17 protein-coding genes are annotated in these 21,456 nt (G+C 70.6%); 11 read left to right on the forward strand and 6 right to left on the reverse strand.

Going from position 1 to position 21,456, the window contains the following annotated elements; translation table 11 throughout:
- Positions 1-40 precede the first annotated feature (40 nt).
- Positions 41-424 (reverse strand): DUF3040 domain-containing protein, encoded by a 384-nt coding sequence (locus tag BCF44_RS11205; protein ID WP_116174101.1) that lies wholly within the window; start codon positions 422-424, stop codon positions 41-43.
- Positions 425-633: 209 nt separating this feature from the next.
- Positions 634-972: a hypothetical protein gene (locus tag BCF44_RS11210; protein ID WP_116174102.1), complete on the reverse strand. Its 339-nt coding sequence runs from the start codon at positions 970-972 to the stop codon at positions 634-636.
- A 228-nt stretch (positions 973-1,200) separates the two neighbouring features.
- On the opposite strand from BCF44_RS11210, the gene BCF44_RS55410 reads away from it, so the two are divergent.
- From BCF44_RS55410 to BCF44_RS11230, 4 genes are all read left to right on the forward strand, one after another.
- A complete protein-coding gene (locus BCF44_RS55410) occupies positions 1,201-2,160 on the forward strand; it encodes a helix-turn-helix transcriptional regulator (RefSeq protein ID WP_170217473.1) in 960 nt (319 codons plus the stop codon).
- 86 nt (positions 2,161-2,246) lie between these two features.
- A complete protein-coding gene (locus BCF44_RS11220; protein ID WP_147328463.1) occupies positions 2,247-2,954 on the forward strand; it encodes a hypothetical protein in 708 nt (235 codons plus the stop codon).
- A gap of 43 nt (positions 2,955-2,997) precedes the next feature.
- Positions 2,998-3,669, forward strand: coding sequence for a response regulator transcription factor (locus tag BCF44_RS11225; RefSeq protein ID WP_116174104.1), 672 nt, complete (start codon positions 2,998-3,000; stop codon positions 3,667-3,669).
- Positions 3,662-4,741: a sensor histidine kinase gene (locus tag BCF44_RS11230; protein WP_116174105.1), complete on the forward strand. Its 1,080-nt coding sequence runs from the start codon at positions 3,662-3,664 to the stop codon at positions 4,739-4,741. The genes BCF44_RS11225 and BCF44_RS11230 overlap by 8 nt, the downstream gene beginning before the upstream one ends.
- Positions 4,742-4,776: 35 nt before the next feature.
- Here BCF44_RS11230 and BCF44_RS11235 read toward each other — a convergent pair whose 3' ends face one another.
- The 3 genes from BCF44_RS11235 to BCF44_RS11245 form a co-directional block, all read right to left on the reverse strand.
- The gene (locus BCF44_RS11235) at positions 4,777-7,665 is read right to left on the reverse strand and encodes a CARDB domain-containing protein (protein ID WP_116174106.1); all 2,889 of its coding nucleotides are present in this window, start codon (positions 7,663-7,665) and stop codon (positions 4,777-4,779) included.
- 117 nt (positions 7,666-7,782) lie between these two features.
- The gene (locus BCF44_RS11240; RefSeq protein ID WP_147328464.1) at positions 7,783-10,755 is read right to left on the reverse strand and encodes a glycosyl hydrolase family 95 catalytic domain-containing protein; all 2,973 of its coding nucleotides are present in this window, start codon (positions 10,753-10,755) and stop codon (positions 7,783-7,785) included.
- A 128-nt stretch (positions 10,756-10,883) separates the two neighbouring features.
- On the reverse strand, positions 10,884-11,624 hold the full coding sequence (locus BCF44_RS11245) for a FadR/GntR family transcriptional regulator (protein WP_116174108.1): 741 nt from the start codon (positions 11,622-11,624) through the stop codon (positions 10,884-10,886).
- Between the two features lie 78 nt (positions 11,625-11,702).
- Here BCF44_RS11245 and BCF44_RS11250 point away from each other — a divergent pair, with 78 nt between their 5' ends.
- The 6 genes from BCF44_RS11250 to BCF44_RS11275 all read left to right on the forward strand — a co-directional run bounded on the left by BCF44_RS11250 (position 11,703) and on the right by BCF44_RS11275 (position 18,287).
- Positions 11,703-12,794, forward strand: a complete 1,092-nt coding sequence (locus tag BCF44_RS11250) for an enolase C-terminal domain-like protein (protein ID WP_116174312.1) — start codon at positions 11,703-11,705, stop codon at positions 12,792-12,794.
- Between the two features lie 24 nt (positions 12,795-12,818).
- The gene (locus BCF44_RS11255) at positions 12,819-13,856 is read left to right on the forward strand and encodes a sugar ABC transporter substrate-binding protein (RefSeq protein ID WP_116174109.1); all 1,038 of its coding nucleotides are present in this window, start codon (positions 12,819-12,821) and stop codon (positions 13,854-13,856) included.
- A gap of 2 nt (positions 13,857-13,858) precedes the next feature.
- Entirely contained in the window at positions 13,859-14,905 is a 1,047-nt protein-coding gene (locus tag BCF44_RS11260; RefSeq protein WP_116174110.1) for an ABC transporter permease, read from the forward strand.
- Positions 14,902-15,858, forward strand: coding sequence for an ABC transporter permease (locus tag BCF44_RS11265; protein ID WP_116174111.1), 957 nt, complete (start codon positions 14,902-14,904; stop codon positions 15,856-15,858). Before BCF44_RS11260 ends, BCF44_RS11265 begins: the two co-directional genes overlap by 4 nt.
- On the forward strand, positions 15,855-17,357 hold the full coding sequence (locus BCF44_RS11270; RefSeq protein ID WP_116174112.1) for a sugar ABC transporter ATP-binding protein: 1,503 nt from the start codon (positions 15,855-15,857) through the stop codon (positions 17,355-17,357). Before BCF44_RS11265 ends, BCF44_RS11270 begins: the two co-directional genes overlap by 4 nt.
- 270 nt (positions 17,358-17,627) lie before the next feature.
- On the forward strand, positions 17,628-18,287 hold the full coding sequence (locus BCF44_RS11275) for a DUF6328 family protein (protein WP_246014944.1): 660 nt from the start codon (positions 17,628-17,630) through the stop codon (positions 18,285-18,287).
- Between the two features lie 144 nt (positions 18,288-18,431).
- On the opposite strand, the gene BCF44_RS11280 is transcribed toward BCF44_RS11275, so the two are convergent.
- Complete coding sequence (locus BCF44_RS11280; protein WP_116174113.1) at positions 18,432-21,125, reverse strand: ATP-binding protein; 2,694 nt, start codon at positions 21,123-21,125, stop codon at positions 18,432-18,434.
- Positions 21,126-21,321: 196 nt separating this feature from the next.
- On the opposite strand from BCF44_RS11280, the gene BCF44_RS58495 reads away from it, so the two are divergent.
- Positions 21,322-21,453, forward strand: coding sequence for a hypothetical protein (locus tag BCF44_RS58495; protein WP_281283096.1), 132 nt, complete (start codon positions 21,322-21,324; stop codon positions 21,451-21,453).
- The last annotated feature ends 3 nt before the right edge of the window (positions 21,454-21,456 follow it).

A 21,456-nucleotide genomic window follows, 5' to 3' on the forward strand; every position in this document is an offset into this window, starting at 1 on the left:
AGGGAGCCCTTGTAGCGGGTGGGTGTCGGGGGTTAGGGAGTCACTCCTCTTCGAAGCGCTTGCGGAAGCGGTCTTCCATGCGCTGGGCGAAGCCGGAGCGGTGCGGGGTTCCGCCGGCGGCGGAGCCCTCGGCGGAGGAACCGCCCTTGGTCAGTGTTGTCAGCGTCAGCAGAGCACCGACGAACATGACCAGGAAGCCGAGCACGCTGACAATCGGGATGCTGGCGAGCTTGAGCGGCACGATCACACCGAATACGAGCAAAGCCACACCAACAAGGAAGGCGACGATGCCGTACAGCCTGCGCCGTCGGGACGGCCGGCGGAGACGAGCACCACGCACAGTGGAGGCGAACTTCGGGTCCTCAGCGTAGAGCGCACGCTCGATCTGGTCGAGCAGTCGCTGCTCGTGCTCGGAGAGTGGCATGACTCCTCCTCCGGCACAGTGGGGTCGCGGGCGCCAGGGTCACGGTTGCCGCCGAACCCGGCGGACGCCCACTTTGGGGCGTCACCAACCAGGATACGATCCGCGAGGCTTGTCCACTAGCCGGTCGGGCCGCCTGAACCGGTGGCGCTTCTTACGATCATCCACTAGGGGTAGCGGCCGCCCCCGCGCGGGGTGGGCCGGACGGGCCCTCAGCGGCCCCGCAGCCACCGCGGCGCGACCAGCATGGCACCGGCCCCGACCAGCGCCAACACCGCCACCAGCACGATCATGCCGGGGCTGGGCGGCACGGGTTCGCCCGTGGGCGCGGGATCGTCGCGGCCGGCGTAGCTCGCGGGCCGGGCCGTGACCTGCCGTGGCGATCCGGGCAGGGTCAGCACGTATCTCTGTGTCACCGACGACGGCGGGGCGGCAGCACCCTTCCGCCCTTCGAGGGATTGTTGGTACGGCCGGGTGGCGTGGTCGGCCGCCGACACGGCCGGCGCGGCGGCCAGCGCCGCGGCGAGGGCGGCGGCGGGTAGTGCGAGCACGGGTCTCGACCTCCTGGCGGGTACGGAGTTCGATGGCGCGCCGGTCGCGGGGTGCAGGGCACCGCGACCAGCGGCCCCGATGACTGTACGTGACGTCACGACAGCGGACAAGAGTGTCCGGCAGTCGGGCGGAGCGTTCCCCGCCCATCCGGGCCTTCCGCCATGCCCGTCGGCCACCTACCGTGAACATTCACACGCCGTTCACACCCTGCGAACGCCCCGGGACGGATGAGCACCGACTCGACACCCTCAGCACCGGAACTCGACGCGACTCTCGTCGAGGCCCTGCGTTACGGCCCCTTCCCGCACGCCCTGCGCACCGCCATCGCCCACCGCGGCCTGTCGCTGGCCCGCCTCGGCGCCCACCTGGACCGAATGGGCGTTCACGTCGGCCAGTCCACGCTCAGCTACTGGCAGCGCGGCCTGCGCCACCCCGAGGTGCCGCGCGCGCTGTCGGCGTTACGGGCGCTGGAGCGCGTCCTCACACTGCCGCCGGACTCGCTGGTGGTGCTGGTCGGCCCGCGCACCCGCCCGGCGGCCGACCGCCAGCCGGTCGGGTCCTTCGTGGAGTTCGGCTCGCTGTGGTCGGGCTCGGACGCGCTGCTGAGCGAGCTGGACGTGGATCCGACGGCCGCCCGCTGCAACGCCGAGCTCCAGGTGCTGTCGGTGCACGACATGATCACCGTCGACCAGCGCCGGTCCCAGCGCGGGGTGACGACCCGGATGGTGGTACAGGCCAACGGCGCCGGCCCGGATCGCTACATCGCCATGTACCACGCCGACGACGGCAGCTCGGTGGACAAGTGCCTGGTGCGCACCGCGGAGGGCTGCCGCACCGGCCGGATCCGCCGGCACGTGGAGTCCTCGACGATGGTGGTGGAGCTGCTGTTCGACCGCCGGCTCACCGAGGGCGAGCGGCACGTGTTCTGCTTCAGCCTGCACGACGAGCCGGTGGGGCCGACGCCGGGCAGCAACCGCACCTTCCGCGAGCCCTCCGGCGAGTACCTGTTGCAGATCGCGTTCCACCGCAAGGCGATGCCGGCCCGCTGCACCAGCTACTTCCGGCTGCGCGACGACGCCGAGCCCACCCAGTCCGAGGATCTGGTGTGCGGCATCGGCGGCGTGGCCAGCGCGTACTTCTCGCGGGTGGGCCGGGGACTGGCCGGGATCGCCGTCGACTGGGACTAGCGGCACTGGCGCATTCAGCCCCTTGACGACGGTCGAACCGCCGATAGGTTCCGGTCACTGTCATTGAACGTCAAGGACCTTTACTTATGCGGTCGAGATTTATCGTTGGGGCGGCGGCTGCCGTCGCCCTGCTCGTCCTCGGGGCCGTGGCCTGGCTGGTCTCCTCGCCGAGCCAGGTCGCGGGCGTCTCCGTCGCCGGCGCGGCCGGCCCGCCGATCATCGGCGGCGCCACGTACGTCACGACGTCGTCCGGCGCTACGACGACCACCACCGCGGCGGCCACCAGGACCACGTCCAGCACGGCGCCGACGACCGCCGGCAAGCCGTCGACGAGCACCACCCCGCCGCCTGCTGCTCCCCCGCCGGCCCAACAGCCGCCGGCGCGGCAGCCGAGCCCGAACGCGTCCGGCCCGATCACCTTCTACGGGGCCGCGGACAACGACCCGCCCGGCAGCCGGCAGATCGCGTTCCCCAACGTCATGCACGGCCAGGCCGGCGGCACCGGCACCTTCGCCGACCCGATCACCTTCGCCGCGCAGCAGGGCCGGTTCGCGCCCGGAACCAAGATCTACGTGCCGGACGTGCAGCGGTACTTCATCCTCGAGGACACCTGTGCGGACTGCAGCGGCCCGCACATCGACCTGTGGACGGGCGCGGCCACCGACCGGGGCATCGTGCGCTGCGAGAACTCGCTGACCCGCAACGGATCGCGGCCGTACCAGCTGAACCCGCCGGCGGGACTGCCGGTGTCGCCGGGCGACCTCTACTCGAACGGGCACTGCTACCAGGGGTAGCGCGCATATGACGGCGATATGTCCCGCTGCCTAGGCTGCTTGCATGCGGGTGCTGATCGTGGAGGACGAGTCCTATCTGGCCGAAGCCGTCCGTGACGGCCTCCGGCTGGAGGCGATCGCCGCGGACATCGCCGGCGACGGCGACACCGCGCTGGAGCTGCTGCGCGTCAACTCCTACGACCTCGCGGTGCTCGACCGGGACATTCCCGGCCCGTCCGGCGACGAGATCGCCCGGGAGATCGTCGCCTCCGGCAGCGGCATGCCCATCCTCATGCTCACCGCGGCCGACCGGATCGACGACAAGGCGTCGGGCTTCGAGCTCGGGGCCGACGACTACCTCACCAAGCCGTTCGAGCTGCGGGAGCTGGTCATGCGGCTGCGGGCGCTGGACCGTCGGCGCGCGCACGCCCGGCCGCCCGTGCGGGAGATCGCGGGCCTGCGGGTGGATCCGTTCCGGCGGGAGGTGTTCCGCGACGGCCGCTTCGTCGCGCTGACCCGTAAGCAGTTCGCGGTGCTGGAGGTCCTCGTCGCCGCCGAGGGCGGTGTCGTCAGCGCCGAGGAGCTGCTGGAGCGGGCGTGGGACGAGAACGCCGACCCGTTCACCAACGCCGTGCGCATCACCGTCTCGGCGCTGCGCAAGCGCCTCGGCCAGCCGTGGATCATCGCGACCGTGGCCGGTGTCGGCTACCGGATCGACGCCGGCGCCGATGCCTAGGCGTCCCCGGTTCAGCGCCCGGCTGAAGCTGACCCTGAGCTACGCCGGGTTCCTCATGGTGGCCGGGGCCGTCATGCTGGCCGTGGTGTGGCTGTTCCTGCTGCGTTACGTGCCCGACAGCCCCCAGGGCCTGCTCTTCACCTCCCCCAACCGCTACCTGCTGTCGCGCATCTTCGGCCGGGCCGCGGGGGTGGCGCTGGCCTTCCTGCTCGTGTTCGGTCTCGTGGGCGGCTGGTTGCTCGCCGGCCGGATGCTCTCGCCGCTGCGGCGGATCGCCGACGCGGCGCGGCTGGCCTCGAACGGCTCGCTGTCCCACCGGATCCGGCTGACCGACCGCCACGACGAGTTCCGTGAACTCGCCGACGTCTTCGACACCATGTTGGAACAGCTGGAGTCCCACGTCGCCGAGCAGCGGCGGTTCGCCGCGAACGCCTCGCACGAGCTGCGCACGCCGCTGGCGATCTCCCAGACGCTGCTGGATGTCGCCCGCAGCGATCCCAGCCGGGATCAGGGCGAGCTCCTGGAACGGCTGCACACCGTCAACACGCGGTCGATCGACCTCACCGAGGCCCTGCTGCTTCTCAGCCGCGCCGATCGCGGCGTCTTCACCCGTGAACCGGTCGACCTCTCGCTCGTCGCCGAGGAGGCCGCCGAGACGCTGCTCCCCCTTGCCGAACAGCGCCGGATCACGCTCGACGTCACCGGCGAGCCGACGCAGACCGTCGGCTCCGGGCCGCTCATCCTGCGCATGGTGACGAATCTCGTGCAGAACGCCATCGTGCACAACCTGCCCGTCGACGGCACGGTCACCGTCCACACGGAATCGGTGCGCGGGCGGAGCGTGTTGCGGGTGGAGAACACTGGGCAGCCGCTCGCGCCGGAGTTGGTGCCGACGCTCACCGAACCGTTCCGACGCGGCACGGATCGCGTCCGCACCGACGAGCATGCCGGCGTCGGACTCGGGCTGGCCATCGTGCACAGCATCGTGCAGGCCCACGACGGAGTCCTGGATCTCACGCCCCGACCCGCCGGCGGTCTCATCGTCACGATTCGGTTGCCAGGCAAGGCCTGACGTGGGCGCCGGCTCGCGCCGGCGCCCACGAGGCGTCACTTGACGGTGATGGTGAAGGTGGACGTCGTGTTCTTGACGTCCTGGTGGTTGTCGCACAGCCGGAGGTCGTGGAAGGTGGCCGAGCCGACCGCCGGCCCCTGACCGGGTTCCGGCAACTCGTTGGCCCACAGGCCGAATCCGGACTTCGCCTGGAACGCGTCGCCGGACAGCTGCGCGCCGCTGATGGACACGTGGTCGAATTCCGTGTCCGTGATCGGGAACGCCGGCTGGCCGTTGATGTAGTCGGTCTGGAACATGATGCCGCTGTAGGTCGGATCCACGATGTCCACATCGGACACATGGATCGCCCGGAACGCGTTGGTGGCGGAGAACACCCAGATCGCCGGGAACGTCTGAGCGCCCCAGAAGTGCCCGCCGGCCCGCACGATCTCGAAGTTGTGCAGCGAGGTCGTGTCCGGGCCGAAGTCCCGCAGGGTGACGCCGAAGTTCAGCGAGCTGATCGTCACGCCGCTGCCGGCGAGCGTGTCGGCGACCTTGACGTCCTGGAACGCGTTGGCCTGGCCGCCGTAGACCGCGACGCCGGCGGCCCGCCACGGGGTCAGCGCGGTGAGGTGCTCGAACAGGTTGTCGCGCTGGTCGCCGTTGTGCAGGTCGGTGGCGGCCCAGAGCGCGAAGCTGTCGTCGCCGGTGCTGCGCGCCTCGTCGTTGACCACGTGGTTGCCGGTGCTGCCGTTGGTCATGTTGACGCCGTCGGCCATCAGGTCCCGGGCCCGCGAGTTGGACACCGTCACGTTGTGCACATTTGTGCCCCACACCATGACCACGGAGTGCTCGACCCACACGTTGTCGATGGTCAGGTTGGACACGTTGGCGAGGTCGAAGACACGGCCCTGACCGTCCAGGCGGGTGTCGTAGTCACCGAAGAAGGACAGGCCCGCAAAGGTGGAACCGTTGGCGGAGCCGTCGATCCGGAAGCCGACGTCGACGTTCGTCCTGTCCTGCGGGGCTATGAACCGGGTGAACCACGGGCCGGCGCCGACGATCTTCACGGCGGTGCCGGTGACGGTGAGCTTGTCGGTGGTCTGGTAGTCGCCGGCCGGCAGGTAGACGCCGGTGTAGGCGCCGGTGATGTCGGTACGCACCTTGTCCAACGCGGCCTGCACGTCCTGCTGGGTGAAGCCGGCGGGCGTGACGTAGTGCGCGGGATCCGGGTTGGCGATCGGGGTGGCCTGCTCCAGGCTGACGAAGTCGATGGTGAAGGTGCCGGTATTGGCGGCGTCCTTCTGCAACCGGATCCGGCTGCCGGCCGGCACGGTGGCGCCGAGCAGGAGGTTCGCCTCGTCGTAGATGTGGCGCGGCGGGCCGGCGGTCGGCTCGTTGCTGGGCGACGCCTCGGGGCCGTAGAGCCAGGCGTACTTGGGGTTCAGGGTGATCGGCTTGAGGAAGCGGCCGTTCACGTAGACGTCCAGAGTGGATGGATTACCGTCGGGGACGGAGAACCGGGTGACGAGGGTGTTGGTCGGCTCGTGGGTGGTGAACTCGACCGAGGCGCCGGTCTGGTTGAGGGTGACGGCCTCGCGGCCGGAGGCCTCGCCGGCCAGGTCACCGATGGTTCGGCTGGGCCCGACGATCGCGGCGCCGCCGCGCAGGACGCCGTTCTCCGCCTCGTACGTGCGATACGGCATCGCCGCGCCGCGCCCCACGTACAGGTCCTGGCTGCTGACGTTGTTGGCCCGCTTGATGGCGACCTCGTTGGCGTCGTTGGAGAGTTCGGTCTTCACGGTGTAACGGCCGTCGGCTGCGGCCCACCACTTGCCGAGCTGGACCGTTGCCGACGCGCCCGGCGCGAGGGTGCCGATGTGCACGCCGATCAGCACCGTCTGAAACCGGCCGGTGTTGGCGTCGGTGATGGTGGTCTTGATCGTGTGGGCCACGGCCGACGCGCGCGTGCCCTGGTTCTTCAGGGTGGCAACGAAGTTCACCGTGTCGCCGGCGGCCGGTTCGTCCGGCGTCGGGCTGACCGTGGCGACCAGGTCCGCGCTGGCGACCGGGGCGACGACCAGCGGCGTCGGGTCGGTGAAGGCGTTGTTGGTCTCGTCCTTCTCGATGATCCGGTTGGCCTCGTCGACCTTGGCGGTCAGCCGGTACGAGCCGGCGTCGTGCCGGCCGATGTCCGCCGCGACCGTCGCCGAGGCGTCGATCGCCAGCGGGCCGACCTGGGTCGTGCCGACCTTGGTGTCGCCCAGGTAGAAGGTGACGTTGGTGGTGGCGCTGGTGGCGAGCTGCCCGACGTTGCGCACGGTGGCGCTGGCATGCACGTCGTCGGTCTCGGTGGGCGCGCCGGGCGTCCAGGCGGCGTCGGTGATCGTCAGGTCGGGGTTGGGCGACGGGGTGCCGAACACGCCGAACTCGGCGATCTGGCCGCCGCCGGAGCCGGTGTTGGAGGTGATCCTCAGCTGCACGTCCGCGACGCGGGCGGTCACCGGGATGGTCACGGTGTTGCCGGTCGCCGGGTCGAACACGTACGGGGTCGCGGCGACGAGGCTGGCGAAGGAGCCACTGTCCTGGTCGCGGCCGAGCACCTCGATGGTCTGGGTGCGGGCGCCCCAGTCGGTGGACGGGTTGAGCCGCAGCACGATCGACGTCACGTCGGCGTTGGAGCCGAGCGAGACGGTCAGGGTGTTGGGGAAGCTGTTGCCGGCGGCCTCCCAGTAGGTGGTGGGGTCGCCGTCGTCGGCGTTGGTCGCGGCGAAGTTGCCGATCACCGAGGAGGCGGTGATCGGCTTGCCGAGCGCGAGGTTGGTGGCGTCGGCCCCGACAGCGCTGTTGAAGGACGGGCTGTTGAAGGACGGGACGACGGCCGGACCGCTCGCGAGGAGCAGTCCGGCCGCGGTCAGCGCGGGCAGTAATCTGCTGAGGAGCATCAGGAGGCACCCTATCTGCCGAATTTGCGCCAGGTTGGCCGCAATTCTGCGTCACGGTGTCAATAACTTGCAGCCCCGTGACACCATTTGCCGGCAGGGTGTGCCCCTTCTGCCTGCTCAGCCTCTGGCCATGGCGAAGACGTGCAGCGACGGTGTGCCGGCGGTAGCCGCCGCGCTCACTGCCGGTAGCCGGACGGAGGACGTGGTCTTGCCCGCCTGCAACGGCACTCCGACGTAGTAGACGTCCGATCCGCCCTGGTATGTCGTGTTGCCCTGACGGTTCTGGTACGCCGCCGCGATCGCCACGTCCCCCGGGCCGCCGAACCAGTCGGAGCTGGACAGCGTGAAGTCCTGGGTGCTGCCGTCGGTGTAGGTGATCGTGCCGGTGCCGCCGGACGTGCCGTAGGTGGAGGTCACCAGGAAGCCCAGCGTGTTGCCGGATCCGCCCAGCGCGATCGTCTGTCCATTTGCGACGGTGTTGTCCGCCGATCCCGTGCCGGCCTGCGACGGCCAGGTGAAGGTCAACCCACCGTGGCTGAGCGTGCCGCCGGCATGCGCGCCGGCGTTGGCCAGCGCGGTGGCGGACATGCTCGCCCCGCCGCCGTCGATGTTGCCGGGATTGGTGTTGTTGTCGGCGGTGACGCCGACGTTGTCGTACGTGGCCGACAACGTTGCCGCGACGGCAGCCTTGTCGAGCCCGATCTGCACCGGCCCGAAGTGCTTCGACGAGGTCGCCGCGGTGCCGGTGACCGGCGCGAACGGCAGGTTCGTGAACGGGGCGGCAGTCTTCTCGATCAGGTATTTGTGCCCCGACACGGTGTTGACGGTGAACTGCGCGTTCGCGTTCGGCGCGACCACCGTCGAGCCGGTGTTGGCGTCGATCACCTCCACCGACTGCCCCGACCACGGGCTGCGGACGTTCATCGCCGCGTTGCCGCCGGCCTCCAGCACGACCGTCACCGGCACGCCGCCGCGCACCTGCACGTCGACCTTGCTGTTGTTCTGCACCGACACCGTGCCGTCGCCGTCCCAGTCCGCAGGCCAGGCCGGCGCGATCCGCAGCAGCCCGTCGTAGTCCTGGGCCAGCGCCTCGTTCATGCTGGCGGCGACGATGCCGGTCTCCTCGTTGTACGGCTCGTCGCCGACCGTGCCGAACAGGCTCGCCATGCCGGACGGGTATAGCTGGTACTTCTTGACGTTGTTGACGAGGTTGTTCTTGACCTCCGACGCCAGGTCCAACCGCGCCGCGTACAGGGCGTCGTAGTCCCAGTCGGCGTTGTTCTGGAACAGGCGGGCGTTGTAGGAGCGCTGCACGAGCGCCGTGAGCGGGCCGGAGTTGTCGCCGATCAGCCCGTACGAGAAGGTCGCCTCCAGGTCCAGGTTCTCCCCGTTGTGCAGCGTCGCCGCCGGCTGGGTGGAGTAAGCGATCACGTCCTGGCCGCCGGCGTCGGCGCTGGCCGTCAGCACCTGCTTGTGGGTGGCGGCGTCGGTGCGGGGCAGCGGCGGGATCTTCTTCTCCGCCGCCTGGAGTTGGCTCACGAACGCCTGATCGGTGTTGAGGGTCTGCGCCGCCGACACCACCACCGGGAACAATGCCTGCATGGCAAGGATGTCCGTGACCGGGTCGGTCACCTGCCACTGCGTCTCGTGGGCGTTGGCGGTGGTGTGCAGCAGGCCGTCGCTGCCGACTTTGGCGTAGGACAACAGGAACTGGGCCGCTGCCTTCATCAGCGGGTAGCCGCTCTGCAGGAAGGACTGGCTCCGGTTCTGGAGGTACGTCTGCCAGATCCACAGACTCACCTCGGCCCCGCTGGACAGGTCCTGCGAGTTGTATGACGGCGCGATGGTCGTGTCGCAGGAGGCATTGCTCGCGGCGCTGCCGCCGCCGTAGTAGCCGTTTCCGTTGAAGCGCATGGTTTCCGGCACGCACGCGCCGCTGGTCCCCGGCACGTGCGCGGACGTCCAGGACTGGATGTTGCCCAGGTTGGACGTGTACAGGTTGAGGAAGCCGGTGTTCAGCGCGGGCACGCCCGAGCTGAGGTTGGCGGCCAGCTGCATGCGCAGGTTCCAGAACCAGTAGTCGGCCGGCACCCAGTCCTGGGTGTCCTTGGAGAAGGCGAACAGGTCGGCGACGCCGGCCTGCGTGCCGGGATACTGGCCGCGGTTGAGGCTCGCCTCCTGGTACAGGTAGATCGTCCGGAGGTTTTCCAGGTACTGCCCCGATCCGTCGCTGGAGTTGACCTCCATCAGGTTCGCGGCGGCCCAGAAGTTGTGCCACCAGTTGAGATGCCCGGTCTCCACGGTGGACGCAGTCGCGTCGTTGCCGAACAGCTGGGCGGCGGTGGTCAGCGCGTTGCCGCCGGTCCAGCGCGGCGCGCCGACGACCACGCGGAACGTGCCGTCCGTGTTGGGGTTGAAGGAAACCTTGACGGTCTGGCCGTCCACGACCGAGGATCCGACATTGCGGCCGCCGGCCGTGACGGCGAGCAGGCTGCCGAAGGTCTGCCCGGAGCCGCCGGTCGGGTTGTCCACCCACGTCTCGGCGAGGGCGGCGATCGGGCCGGATGCCTGGGCCTGCGGCGACCGCCCGGACCACAGGTTGCCCTGGACGGTCTGGGTGCTGTTCGGGTCGGCGCCGGAGACGTCGACCACCAGTTCGTCGGAGTCGGCGCGCACGTAGATGTGGGCGGTCAGGCCGGCGCCGGTCTCGGTGAGGACGGCGTCGTAGAGGTCGAGGTGGGCGGCGAAGTCACCGGCGGAGGTGAGCTTGGCCAGGCCGGGAATCGTGACCTGACCCGGGGATTTGCGGTCCGGGAAGGTGTCGTCCCGGTTGAGCTGGGCGGTGAGGCCGCCGGCGGCCCACACCGCCGCGCCGAGCGAGCCGTTGCCCAGCGGCAGGGACTGGGTGGCGGCGGAGTTGGGCGCGCCGAGCACGATGTTCGATCGGCTCACGACGGCGTGGCGGTCCAGCTGGAAGGAGCCGTTCTGCCAGGCGGTGGTCGGGGTTGCCGCATGGGCAGGGGTTGCGAGGCCCGCTACGGTCAGGGTGGTCGCCATGAGGGCGACTCGTAAGCGGCTGCTGGTGGACACCGTGTCTCCCTTGACAGGTGGGGACAGCAATCATCCGAGGTATGATGTTAGCCGCAAGTAGTGGACAACAACCCGCAAGGACGTGTCAACGCCGGGACCCCGCGCCACGCTTCACGGTGTGAACGGCCTCAGCGCTGCCGCGGCCGGCGCTTCTCCCACGAGTCCCTGATGTGCTCGTTCATCGCCTGCGCCGCGCCCTCGGCGTCCCGTGCGATCAGCCGCTCGTAGATCGCCCGGTGCTCGCGGTTGGACTGCTCGAAGTCGGCCAGCGTGGGCTCGCCGATGTAGCGCAGGCTGCGGAACGCCTCCGCGTTCACGGTGCGGATCACCGCCCGGGCCAGGCGGTTCCCCGACGCCGCCATGATCTCGTCGTGGAACTCGATGTCGGCGCGGAAGAACCGGGAGGCGTCGGCCACCTCGTCGGTGACGTGCCGCAGCGCGATGCCGATCCGCCGCAGGTGTTCGGCGTCGGCGCGCTCCGCCGCCTGGGCGGTCATCTGTGACTCCAGCGCCCGCCGCACGTCGACGAGGTCCTCCAGGATGGAGCGCTCGGCGTCGTGCCGGATGCTGGCGGCGAGCACGATCGGGTCGAGCAGGTCCCAGTCCTCGGTGGCGCGCACGGTCGTGCCCTGCCCCTGCTGGACCTTGACCAGCCGCATGCCCTCCAGCGACTTGACCGCCTCGCGGATCACGGTGCGGCTGACCGAGAACATCTCGCACAGCACCGGTTCGATCGGCAGCGCGCTGCCCGCCGAGATCTCGCCGCCGACGATGCGGTCGACCAGGTCCTCGACCACCGCGGTGGCCAGTCTGCGGGGCCGGCGGGGCCAGCCCGGAAGCGGCTGCGCCGCCGGCTGCTCGAGGCTCACGGGAGTCCGTTTCGTCGGTCGGAAGATCCACGCAGCATACCCTTGACGGCATTCGTATTACGAATTATGTTGCCGGCCGTGCGCATCACCCACGTGGAGTCCTTCCGCCTCCCGCTACCCGGGGCGGAGCCGCCTTTCGCCTGGCGGCGGGGCCTTTTGGGGTCGAGCCCGGACGGGCACGCGGCGGTGCTGCGCATCGGCGCCGACGACGGCGCCTCGGGCGTGGCGCTGGCGACGCGGCCGGGCATGGCCGCAGCCGTCGAGGACGCCGTCGACCGGGTCCTGCGCGAGGCGCTGACCGGCCGCGATCCGCGCCAGCGCGAGTTCCTGTGGCACCACATGTGGGAGCTCGACCGCACCGAGGAGTTCCCGCTGCCGCTGCTGGGGCTGGTCGACATCGCGCTGTGGGACCTGGCCGGGCGGCGGAGCGGCCAGTCGGCGTGGCAAGTCCTCGGAGGTTTTCGCACCAAGATCCCCGCGTACGCCTCCACCGCGACCTTCCGGGACCTCGACGAGTACCTGGACGTCGCGACGCAGTGCCTGGAGCTGGGGTACCAGGCGATCAAGCTGCACGCGTGGGGCGACGCCCGCCGGGACGCAGAACTGGGACACAAGCTGCGGGCGCACGTCGGCGACGGCGTGCCGCTGATGTACGACGGCTCGGCCGGCTTCGATCTGCCGGACGCGGTCTACCTGGGGCGGGCGCTGCACGACGCCGGCTTCCTCTGGTACGAGGAGCCGATGCGCGAGTTCAACGTCACCGCGTACGGGCAGCTCGCGCGATCCGTACGGATTCCCTTGCTGGTGGCCGAAACCTCGGACGGCGCGCACATGAACACCGCCGACTTCATCGCCGCCGGCGCGGCCACCTTCGGCGTGCGGGCCAGCGCGACCATGCGCGCCGGCATCACCGGCGCCATGCGCACCGCGCACCTCGCCGACGCCTACCGGCTGCGCGCGGAGGTGCTCGGCGACGAGATCCCCAGCCGGCACCTGGCGATGGCGATCTCCAACACGACCTACTACGAGTCGCTGATCACCGCGAATCCCGTGCGGCGCCGGCCAGAAGTCGATGCCGACGGGTTCGTCCACGCCCCCACCGGGCCGGGCATCGCGCTGCCGGCGGGACTGGACTACCCGTCCGCCCTGGAGCCTTACGTAGAAACGTAGTTCTTACAGAGAGGTAAGGACGTAATGCGCACACCAAGACTGACCGTCGCGGTCCTGGCGATCGCGCTGTGCGTGGTCGGTTGCAGCCGCAACACCGTCCACAGTGACCAGTCCGCGCTCTCCCCGGGGCAGGTGAAGGTCGCGCTGGTGCCGGGCGGGCCGCACCCGTACTTCCAGCCGTGGAAAACCGCGTTGCAGCAGGCGAAGACCGACTTCAAGCTCGGCGACGTGACGTTCAACGAGACCTCGGCGTGGAACCAGACCACCCAGAACTCGGTGCTGAAGTCGCTGGCGGCGCAGGGTTTCAACGCCTTCGGCGTGTTCGGCGTGTCGCCGGACACGATCAACTCCACCTTCGGCGACCTGCGCAAGCAGGGCTTCCATCTGGCGTCGTTGGGCTCCTGCCCGGCCGGCGACACCGACAACGCCGACTTCTGCCTGGCCACCGACGTGCGGCAGGCGGCGTACAAGGCGGCCAAGTCGGCGATCGCCGCGATGGGTGGCGCCGGCAACCTGGTGCACCTGACCGGCAACAAGACCGACTCCAACACCACCCGCCGGATCCAGGGCGTGCAGCAGGCGATCGACGAGACCGGCGGCAAGGTCAAGCTGATCCAGACCGTCACCGACATCGACACCGACCTCCAGACCGCGCAGAAGGCTGTGGCCGACCTCATCGCCGCCAAGGGCGCGCAGATCAACGGGATCGTCACCACCGCGTACAACCCGGCGGTGGCCTCGGCGGCCGCGGTGAAGGCGGCCGGGCTGCCGGTGAAGGTGGTCGCCATCGACGACGACCCGACCATCCTCGGCGACATCAAGGACGGCTCGGTGACGGCGTCGGTGGTGCAGAACCCGGTGGGCCAGGCCTACATCGGCTCGTACGCACTGTCCAGACTGGCCGGTGGCTGCGCGATGAAGACGTCCGGCCAGGTGATCGACTCCGGCTCGTTCGTGGTGACCAGGGACGACGTCGACACCTACGACACGCAGCGCCAGCAGGAGACGACCCAGCTGCGCAAGGACTTCGACGACAAGTATCTGAACTGCCCCAAGGCGTGAGGATGAGGCGACGCATCTGGGCGGATCCCCGCCTCGGCCTGCTGGTCGTGATCGTCGTGCTGGTCGCGGTGTTCACCGCGCTGCGACCGGCCTTCCTCGACGTCGACCTGACGATCGTGCCCATTCAGTCCGACCTCACGGTGTTCGTGGTGGTCGGGCTGGCCCAGCTCGCGGTGTTGTCGCTGGGGCACATGAACCTGGCCGTGGGGCGGATGGCCGCGGTGTCGGCCTTCGCCGCCGGCTGGGCCTACGACAAGCTGGCCGTGCCGCTGGTCGTCGGGCTGCTCATCGGGTTGGCCGTCGGGGCCCTGGTCGGCGCCGCGGCCGGCTGGACCATCGCCGCCACCGGCGTGAACTCGTTCGTGGTGACGCTGGCCCTGGACTTCGCCCTGATCGGCCTGGTGTCGTTGCTGTACAGCACGTTCAGCGACGGCGTGGCGTTCCACGTCGCCCCGGCCGGCATGGACATCCTGCGCGGCGACACGTTCGCCGACTACTGCGCCGGCGACCTGTGCGGGCCGCCGATCCCCCTGGTCGTGCCGATCGCCCTGGTCGCCGCGCTCGCCGTCGGCGTGTTCTTCCGGAACTCCCGGCTGGGCCGGGAGATCCTCATGACGGGGTCGAACCTCCAGGCCGCCCGGCTCTCGGGGATCCCCACCAGCCGGCGGATCATCCAGGCGCACACCCTGTCCGGCCTGCTGGCGGCGCTGGCCGGCTTCCTGCTGGCGGTCACCAACGGCGCCTTCTCCGCGGACATCGGCGGCTCGTTCCTGCTGCCGTCCTTCCTCGGCCCGGTGCTCGGCGGCACGCTGCTGGCCGGCGGTGCGGTCAGCGTGCTGGGCACGGTGTTCGGGGCGGCGCTGACCGAGGTGATCCAGACCGGGCTGAACCTGCTCCAGTTCGAGGTGGAGAAGTTCAAGATATACATCGGGATCGTGCTGCTGGTGGCGCTGTCGCTGGACCGGCTGAGGCAGGTGCTGGCGGAACGAAGGAAACAGGAAGTGCCGAGAGTCCCGGAACCGGTCGAACAGAAGGAAGGTGTGGCATGACCACCCCCTCCCTGAAGATCTCCTTCCGTGGCACCGAGTTCACCCTGACCGTCCTCGCGGTCCTGGCCTTCGTCGTGCTCGCCCTGACCACGCACGGCAGCGTCCTGCACGGCGACACCCTCACCGCGATCTTCCAGTTCCTGGCCGTCCCCATGGTGATCGGCCTGGCGCAGATGGCGGTGCTCGGCGTCGGCCAGATGAACCTGAGCGTCGGCGTGGTGACGGGCTTCTGCGCGATGGTCACGGCCTGGCTGATGGTCGACGTGGGCCTGCCGGCCTGGCTCGCGCTGCTGGCGGGCCTGGCCACCGGCGCGGCGATCGGCCTGGTCAACGGCCTGATCGTGGTGCTGACCAGGATCAACGGCTTCATCGTCACGCTGGCGACCATGACGATCATCGACGGCCTCCGCTACGGCGTGCACGGCACCGCCACCTACCAGGGCTACTCGCCCGGGCTGGTGCGGCTGGGCCAGGGATCGGTGCTCGGCGTGCCGACCGTGTTCCTGTTCGCGGTGCTGGTGGCGATCGCGGTGGCGGTGTTCTTCCGCCACGTGACGGTGGGCCGGCAGCTGCTGGCCAGCGGCGGAAACCCGCTGGCGGCAAGGCTTTCCGGGGTGTCGAACGACCGGTCGCTGGTGCTGGCGCACCTGCTGTCGGGGCTGCTGGCCGGGGTGGCGGGGGTGATCGTGGTGGCGCTGTCGGGCTCGGTGAACGCGACCATCGGCGACGACCTGCTGCTGCCGAGCTTCGCGGCGCCCATCATCGGCGGGGTGGCGCTGGCCGGCGGGGTGATCAGCGTGGTCGGCACCTGCCTGGCGGCGCTGATCGTACGGCTGGTCGACGTGGCGCAGGCGCAGTACTCGATCAACCCGGACTGGGTGGACCTGATCGTCGGCGCGGTGGTGCTGGGCGCGGTGCTGATCACGCAACTGCGTGGGAGGGCGGCGACATGACCGTCACGGCGGAGAAGCTGGTCAAGAAGTTCCCGGGGGTCCGGGCCCTGGACGAGGCGACGCTGCGGCTGGCGCCGGGCAGCGTGCACGCGCTGCTGGGCGAGAACGGCGCCGGCAAGAGCACCCTGATCAAGATCATGACCGGCGTACTGCGACCGGACGGCGGCCGGATCGTGCTGGCCGACGGCGGCGAGGCGCACTTCGGCGGCCCGCACGACGCGCAGCGCGCCGGCATCGGCGTGGTGCACCAGGAACGCAACCTGATACCGGCGTTCTCGGTGGCGGAGAACATCGCGCTGCCGGCGGTACCGCAGCGATTCGGCTTCGTGGACCGGGCGGCCGCCCGCGCCCTCGCGAAACGCTGCCTCGCGCAGCTGAAGGTGCAACTGGACGTCGACCGGCCGGTCTCGACGTTGTCGGTGGCGCAGACGCAGCTGGTGGAGATCGCCAAGGCGCTGGCCGTCGACTCGCAGGTGCTGCTGCTCGACGAGCCGACGGCGTCGCTCACCTCGGACGAGGCGGACCGCCTGTTCACGGTGATGCGGGAGCTGCGGGACCAGGGGCACGCGATCGTGCTGGTCAGCCACAAGCTCGACGAGGTCTTCGCCATCGCCGACACCGTGACGGTGCTGCGCGACGGCCGCAGCGTCGCCGAGGCCCAGCCGCTGGCCGACCTCGACCACGACGAGATCGTCAACCTCATGGTCGGCCGCGCGCACGCCGTGCTGGAACTGGCCCGCACGCCGGTCGACCGCACCGCCACGCCGGCGCTCGAACTCGACGGGATCGGCACCGCCGACGGCCACGAGGACGTCTCGCTGGCGGTTCGCCCGGGCGAGATCGTCGGCCTCTACGGCCTGGTCGGCGCCGGCCGCAGCGAGCTGGCAAGGGCCGTTCTCGGCCTCGACAAGATCACCGCCGGCACCGTGCGGATCCGCGGCGAGCAGGCCAGGATCCGGGACGTCGGCGAGGCGCTGCGCCGCTACCGCATCGGCTACGTCACCGAGAACCGCAAGGAGGAGGGCGTCTTCCTCACGCAGCCGATCAGCCGGAACATCGCCGTCACGGTCTGGCGGCGACTCGCCAGGGCCGGTCTGGTCCGCGAACGTGACGAGAACTCCCTGGTAGCGACCTACCGTGAGCGGCTGGGCATGCGCCTGTCCGGGCCGGCGCAACTCGCCGGCGAGCTCTCCGGCGGCAACCAGCAGAAGGTCAGCCTGGCCAAGTGGCTCGCCGCCGACTGCGACATCCTCGTCATCGACGAGCCGACCGTCGGCATCGACGTGCGGACCAAGGCCGCCTTCCACGAGCTCATCGTCGGCCTCGCCGCCGACGGCCTGGCCATCCTGCTGATCTCCTCCGACCTGCCCGAGATGGTCACCCTCGCCGACCGCGTCCTGGTCATGCGCGACCACCGTCTGGTCGGCGAGGTCGACAACGACCACGACTACGACCGGACATCGCAGGAGGTGGGCCGGCTGCTGCACCAGGCGCGGTGACGTGATCCGCCGCCCGGCGAGTTGATCGCCGGTTCCCGCGAGGCCGCGCCGGTGCTTGGCCCGGTTGCTGCATTTCGAGGGCCGCCACCCGACTCGCCCCATCACCGAGCCGACGCGGCCCTCGAAATGCAGCAAGGGCCAGGCACCGGTCACGAGCGGCCTCGCCCCGCGCGGCACGCGCGGCATAGATACGTCACCTCTCCGATGACTCATCACGGTCCGTGCGCGAATGTTGAACGGCCGGTGTCCCCGTGATGAACGGATCTCGCCATGAACCACACGCCAGTCAGCTACGAGACCCATGACAGCTGGAATCTCGCGGCCCGCGGGGAGACACCGACGCAGCGGCTCGACCGCAACTACGCGGAGTTGTTGCAGGAGATCAGGGTCGCCCAGACCGGCGTGCAGCTGCTGCTGGCGTTCCTGCTGTCGCTGGCGTTCACGCCGAAGTTCGGCACGCTGGGGCCGTTCGACCGCGGGGCATTCGTGGCCAGCCTGGTGCTCGGCGCGGCGGCGACGGCGCTGCTGATCGCGCCGGCGCCGGTGCACCGCCTGGTGTTCCAGCACCGGCTCAAGCGCCAACTGGTGCACCTGGCCAGCGGGTTGGCGCTGTGCGGGCTGGTGCTGCTGATGCTGTCGCTGGCGTCGGCGCTGATGCTGATCCTGGACGTGGTGCTGGGCCAGGAATGGGCCGGCATCCTCACCGCGGCGATCGTCAGCTGGTTTTGCGTGTGGTGGTACATCGTGCCGCTCTGGTTGCGCTGGTGCCGGGGGCAGTCGCCCAGGGTGCGCCGCCGCACGACCCCCGCCCCGCATCCGGTGCGGGGCCAGCGGGTTCGGCCCGGCCAGCACGTCGCGCCCGGTCACCTGACGCCCGGTCCCGTCCCGCCGGGCCACCACGGCCAGCACACGCTGCCCGGGCAGCGCTGAGACCACCCGAATCCGCTCGCCCGAAACCCCGACCCGCGCGGCGGTGCTGCGGCGCGGCCCCGCCGTCGCGCGATGTTCGGGCAAGCGGAGCCGGTGCCGGCCAGGTCAAGCCTCCGACCTGGCCGGCGCCGGTGTGTCGTCGTGTCAGCCCGATGCCGCCTGCCGCAGGCTCGCCTCGCGGGCGATGTCCGTACGGGTGCGCACCTGCAACTTGGCCAGGATGTGCGAGACGTGCGTGGTCACGGTGCGGCGCGACACGAACAGCCGCTCGGCGATCTGCGGGTTGGACAGGCCGGCCACCACCAGCTGGGCCACGGTCGCCTCGGCCGGGGTGAGGCTGTCCCATCCGGTCTTGGCCCGGCGGTGCTTGACCTTCGGCCCACGGCGCAGGCCCAGCCCACGCAGCGACGACTGCGCCCGCGCCAGCTGCCACTCGGCGCCGAGTTCGGCGTACAGGTCCAGCGCCCGGGACGCGGCCGCCCGCGCCGAGCTCGATTGTCCATTGTGGACGAACGCGGTCGCCGCCGCCTCCAACGCCTTGGCCCGGGCCAGCGGCAGTCCGCACTCCCGGTACGCGGTTGCGGCGTGCAGCAGCTCCTCGCCGTCCCCGTCGACGAGGCCGCGGCAGTACGCGGCGGCCCCGATCCGGTGCCTCACCTCGGAATCGGCGGCGAGCGCGACGACCCGCTCGGTCGTCGTCCGCGCGGTGTCGAGATCGCCGACGGCCATCGCGAGCCGGACGATCTCCGGCAGCACGTCGTCCTCGGCCGAGCCGCGCAACGCGGCCAGCGCGTCGGCCGGCCGTCCGGCCTGTTCCAGCTCCAGGCCGGTGAGCAGCACCAGTTGCAGCACGGACCGTTCGCCCAGCTGCGCACCGCTGGCACGGGCGATGTCCAGGTGCCGCGCGGCGGCCACGTGATCGCCGCGGTGCAGCTGGATCAGCGCCGCGATGCCGTGGTCGCAGGCCGCGACCACTGGGTTCTTCAACTCGTCGGCGACCAGGTCCACGTCCACCAGCGCGTCGTCCCAGCAGCCCGAGTCGTACGACAGTTGTACGAGGGCGCTCTGCGCCTGCGCCAGCCGGACCGTGTTGCCGACGTGCTCGGCCAGCTGACGGACGTCCCGGGCGGCTGCCACCGCCTCGTCGCAGCGGTCGACGCCGCCCAGCGCCACCGCGCGGTTGATCCGCAGCAGCAGGCTCAACTCGGCGGTCGCGCCGTCCCGGCCGATCACCCGCACCGCGTGGTCGAGCAGCTCCAGCGCGGCCGACATGTTGCCGCGCCCGATGAGCACGATGCTCCGCACGTGCAGCGACCAGCCGACGACCCACTCGTCGCCGGGCGCGGCGTCGGCGGCGTCGAGGGCGGCCTTCTCGGCCGCGTCGGCATCGCCGAGATTCCAGTGCGCACGGGCGGTCAGCACCAGCAGTCGCGCGCGGACGCGGCCGGTGGTCTCCGGATCCGACAGCGCGCGGTCGAGCTCGACCAGCGACTGCGCGACCCGGCCGCTCATGCTCCGGCACTGCAACAGAATGTGGTGCAGCCACACGATCTGCACCGGGTCGGCGGACAGCGCGAGCGCCCGGGTGGCGATCTGCTCGGCCTCGTCGAAGTCGCCGGTCTTGTAGAGGGCGTCGGCGAACCGGCTGGCCAGCGACAGCCGCCGGGGACCCCAGCGCGGCGCGCCCAGCACCCGACGGAGCAGGTCCACGGCCGCCGACGGGGACTGGCCGATGAGCGCGCCGGCGTTGTCGCACAACCATTCCACGGTCCAGTCGTCGTGGCCGGACGACACCAGCAGCTGCTTGGCGACCCGCTCCACGGGCGCGCCGGCGTCGGCCAGCAGCCGCGCCGCCTCGAGGTGCCAGGCGGCGCGCACCGGCGGCGACATCCGCTCGTACAGCGCGGACCGCACGAGCCCGTGCCGGAAGGACAGGCCGTCGCCGGACTCGACGAGCACGCCGGCGGCGATGGCCTCGTCCAGCGCGGGCAGCAGCTCCACCACCGACCGGCCGAGGACCACGCCCAGGTCGGCCACGGAGAACACGACGCCGATCAGGGTGGCGGCGCGCAGCACGTGCCTGGTCTGCTCGGACAGAAAGTCCAGCCGGTGGTCGATGGCGGCGGCCAGCGAGCCCGGCCGGGCCGCGCCGCCCGCCACCGCGGTGACGAGTTCCGTTGCGTACAAGGGGTTTCCGGCCGCGCCCTCGGCGTGGGTGAGCAACTCGCCCGACGGCTGCGCGCCGACCAGCGCGGCGACGAGCTCGCCGATCGCGTCCGCGGGCAGCGGACCGAGGCTGACCTGGCCGTCGGCGCCGAGCTGCCGCCACAGCAAGGCCAGGTCGTCCCGCACCGGGACCGGCCGCAGCGTGCCGATCAGCAGCAGTGGCAGCTGGTCCACGAGCTTCACCAGCCGGCTGACCACCGTGACGGTGACCTTGTCGGCCCACTGGAGGTCATCGAGCGCAAGCACCACCGGGCCGTCGGCGCACAGCTCCTCGACCATGCCGAGCACGCGTTCCGCCGCCACCGCGGTCGGGTCGACGACGGTGGGCACCTCGCCCCGCAGCAGCCGCAGCACCGCCTGCCCCTCGTCGGAGCGCTCCGCCCGCAACGCCTCCAGCAGCGGCAACAGGGGCAGCAGCTGCCCCAACTCGTCGCCCGCGCCCCAGAACACGCGGCTGCCGTTGTCCAGGGCGGCGTCGCACACCGCGCGCAGCAGGGTCGTCTTGCCGATGCCGGGCTCGCCGTCGACGAGCGTCACGCCGCCACGGCCACCGGCGAGTTCACGCACTCGGGCGGTCAGCCGGGCCAGCTCGCGACTCCGCCCGATCAGCATGCGCGCCAGAATACAACAAAAACGCGAGTTGAACAAGGCATTTCATTTATCAGAACTATTCGAGGTGAACGCCGGGCGACACAATTGCTGCCGACTGTTCACGCCCCGCTGGTTCGAGCGTCACGCGACTACTGCCACCCTTAGCGATGAATCGCGCACCACCTGTGTACTGATTTGTAATCACCACGGAGGAACAATGCGCTTCACCATGGCCGTCGTGGCGCTCGCGCTCGCCATCTTCGCTGGTGCAGGTGCTGTCGCCGCCGCGGCGACGACGCACCAGGCCGCCGTTTCCGCGGCGCCCGCCATCGGCACCCCGTACGACTAGTCG

Origin of the sequence: Kutzneria buriramensis (assembly GCF_003387475.1) — a bacterium.
GTDB lineage: Bacteria > Actinomycetota > Actinomycetes > Mycobacteriales > Pseudonocardiaceae > Kutzneria > Kutzneria buriramensis.

Excerpts from the sequence above, each read along its gene's own strand:
- BCF44_RS11265 (WP_116174111.1), top strand. The coding sequence starts at position 14,902 with ATGACCACCCCCTCCCTGAAGATCTCCTTCCGTGGCACCGAGTTCACC.
- BCF44_RS11235 (WP_116174106.1), bottom strand. The coding sequence starts at position 7,665 with ATGCTCCTCAGCAGATTACTGCCCGCGCTGACCGCGGCCGGACTGCTC.
- BCF44_RS11275 (WP_246014944.1), top strand. The coding sequence starts at position 17,628 with ATGAACCACACGCCAGTCAGCTACGAGACCCATGACAGCTGGAATCTC.
- BCF44_RS11260 (WP_116174110.1), top strand. The coding sequence starts at position 13,859 with ATGAGGCGACGCATCTGGGCGGATCCCCGCCTCGGCCTGCTGGTCGTG.
- BCF44_RS11255 (WP_116174109.1), top strand. The coding sequence starts at position 12,819 with ATGCGCACACCAAGACTGACCGTCGCGGTCCTGGCGATCGCGCTGTGC.
- BCF44_RS11220 (WP_147328463.1), top strand. The coding sequence starts at position 2,247 with ATGCGGTCGAGATTTATCGTTGGGGCGGCGGCTGCCGTCGCCCTGCTC.
- BCF44_RS11230 (WP_116174105.1), top strand. The coding sequence starts at position 3,662 with ATGCCTAGGCGTCCCCGGTTCAGCGCCCGGCTGAAGCTGACCCTGAGC.
- BCF44_RS55410 (WP_170217473.1), top strand. The coding sequence starts at position 1,201 with ATGAGCACCGACTCGACACCCTCAGCACCGGAACTCGACGCGACTCTC.
- BCF44_RS58495 (WP_281283096.1), top strand. The coding sequence starts at position 21,322 with ATGCGCTTCACCATGGCCGTCGTGGCGCTCGCGCTCGCCATCTTCGCT.
- BCF44_RS11280 (WP_116174113.1), bottom strand. The coding sequence starts at position 21,125 with ATGCTGATCGGGCGGAGTCGCGAGCTGGCCCGGCTGACCGCCCGAGTG.
- BCF44_RS11270 (WP_116174112.1), top strand. The coding sequence starts at position 15,855 with ATGACCGTCACGGCGGAGAAGCTGGTCAAGAAGTTCCCGGGGGTCCGG.
- BCF44_RS11225 (WP_116174104.1), top strand. The coding sequence starts at position 2,998 with ATGCGGGTGCTGATCGTGGAGGACGAGTCCTATCTGGCCGAAGCCGTC.
- BCF44_RS11205 (WP_116174101.1), bottom strand. The coding sequence starts at position 424 with ATGCCACTCTCCGAGCACGAGCAGCGACTGCTCGACCAGATCGAGCGT.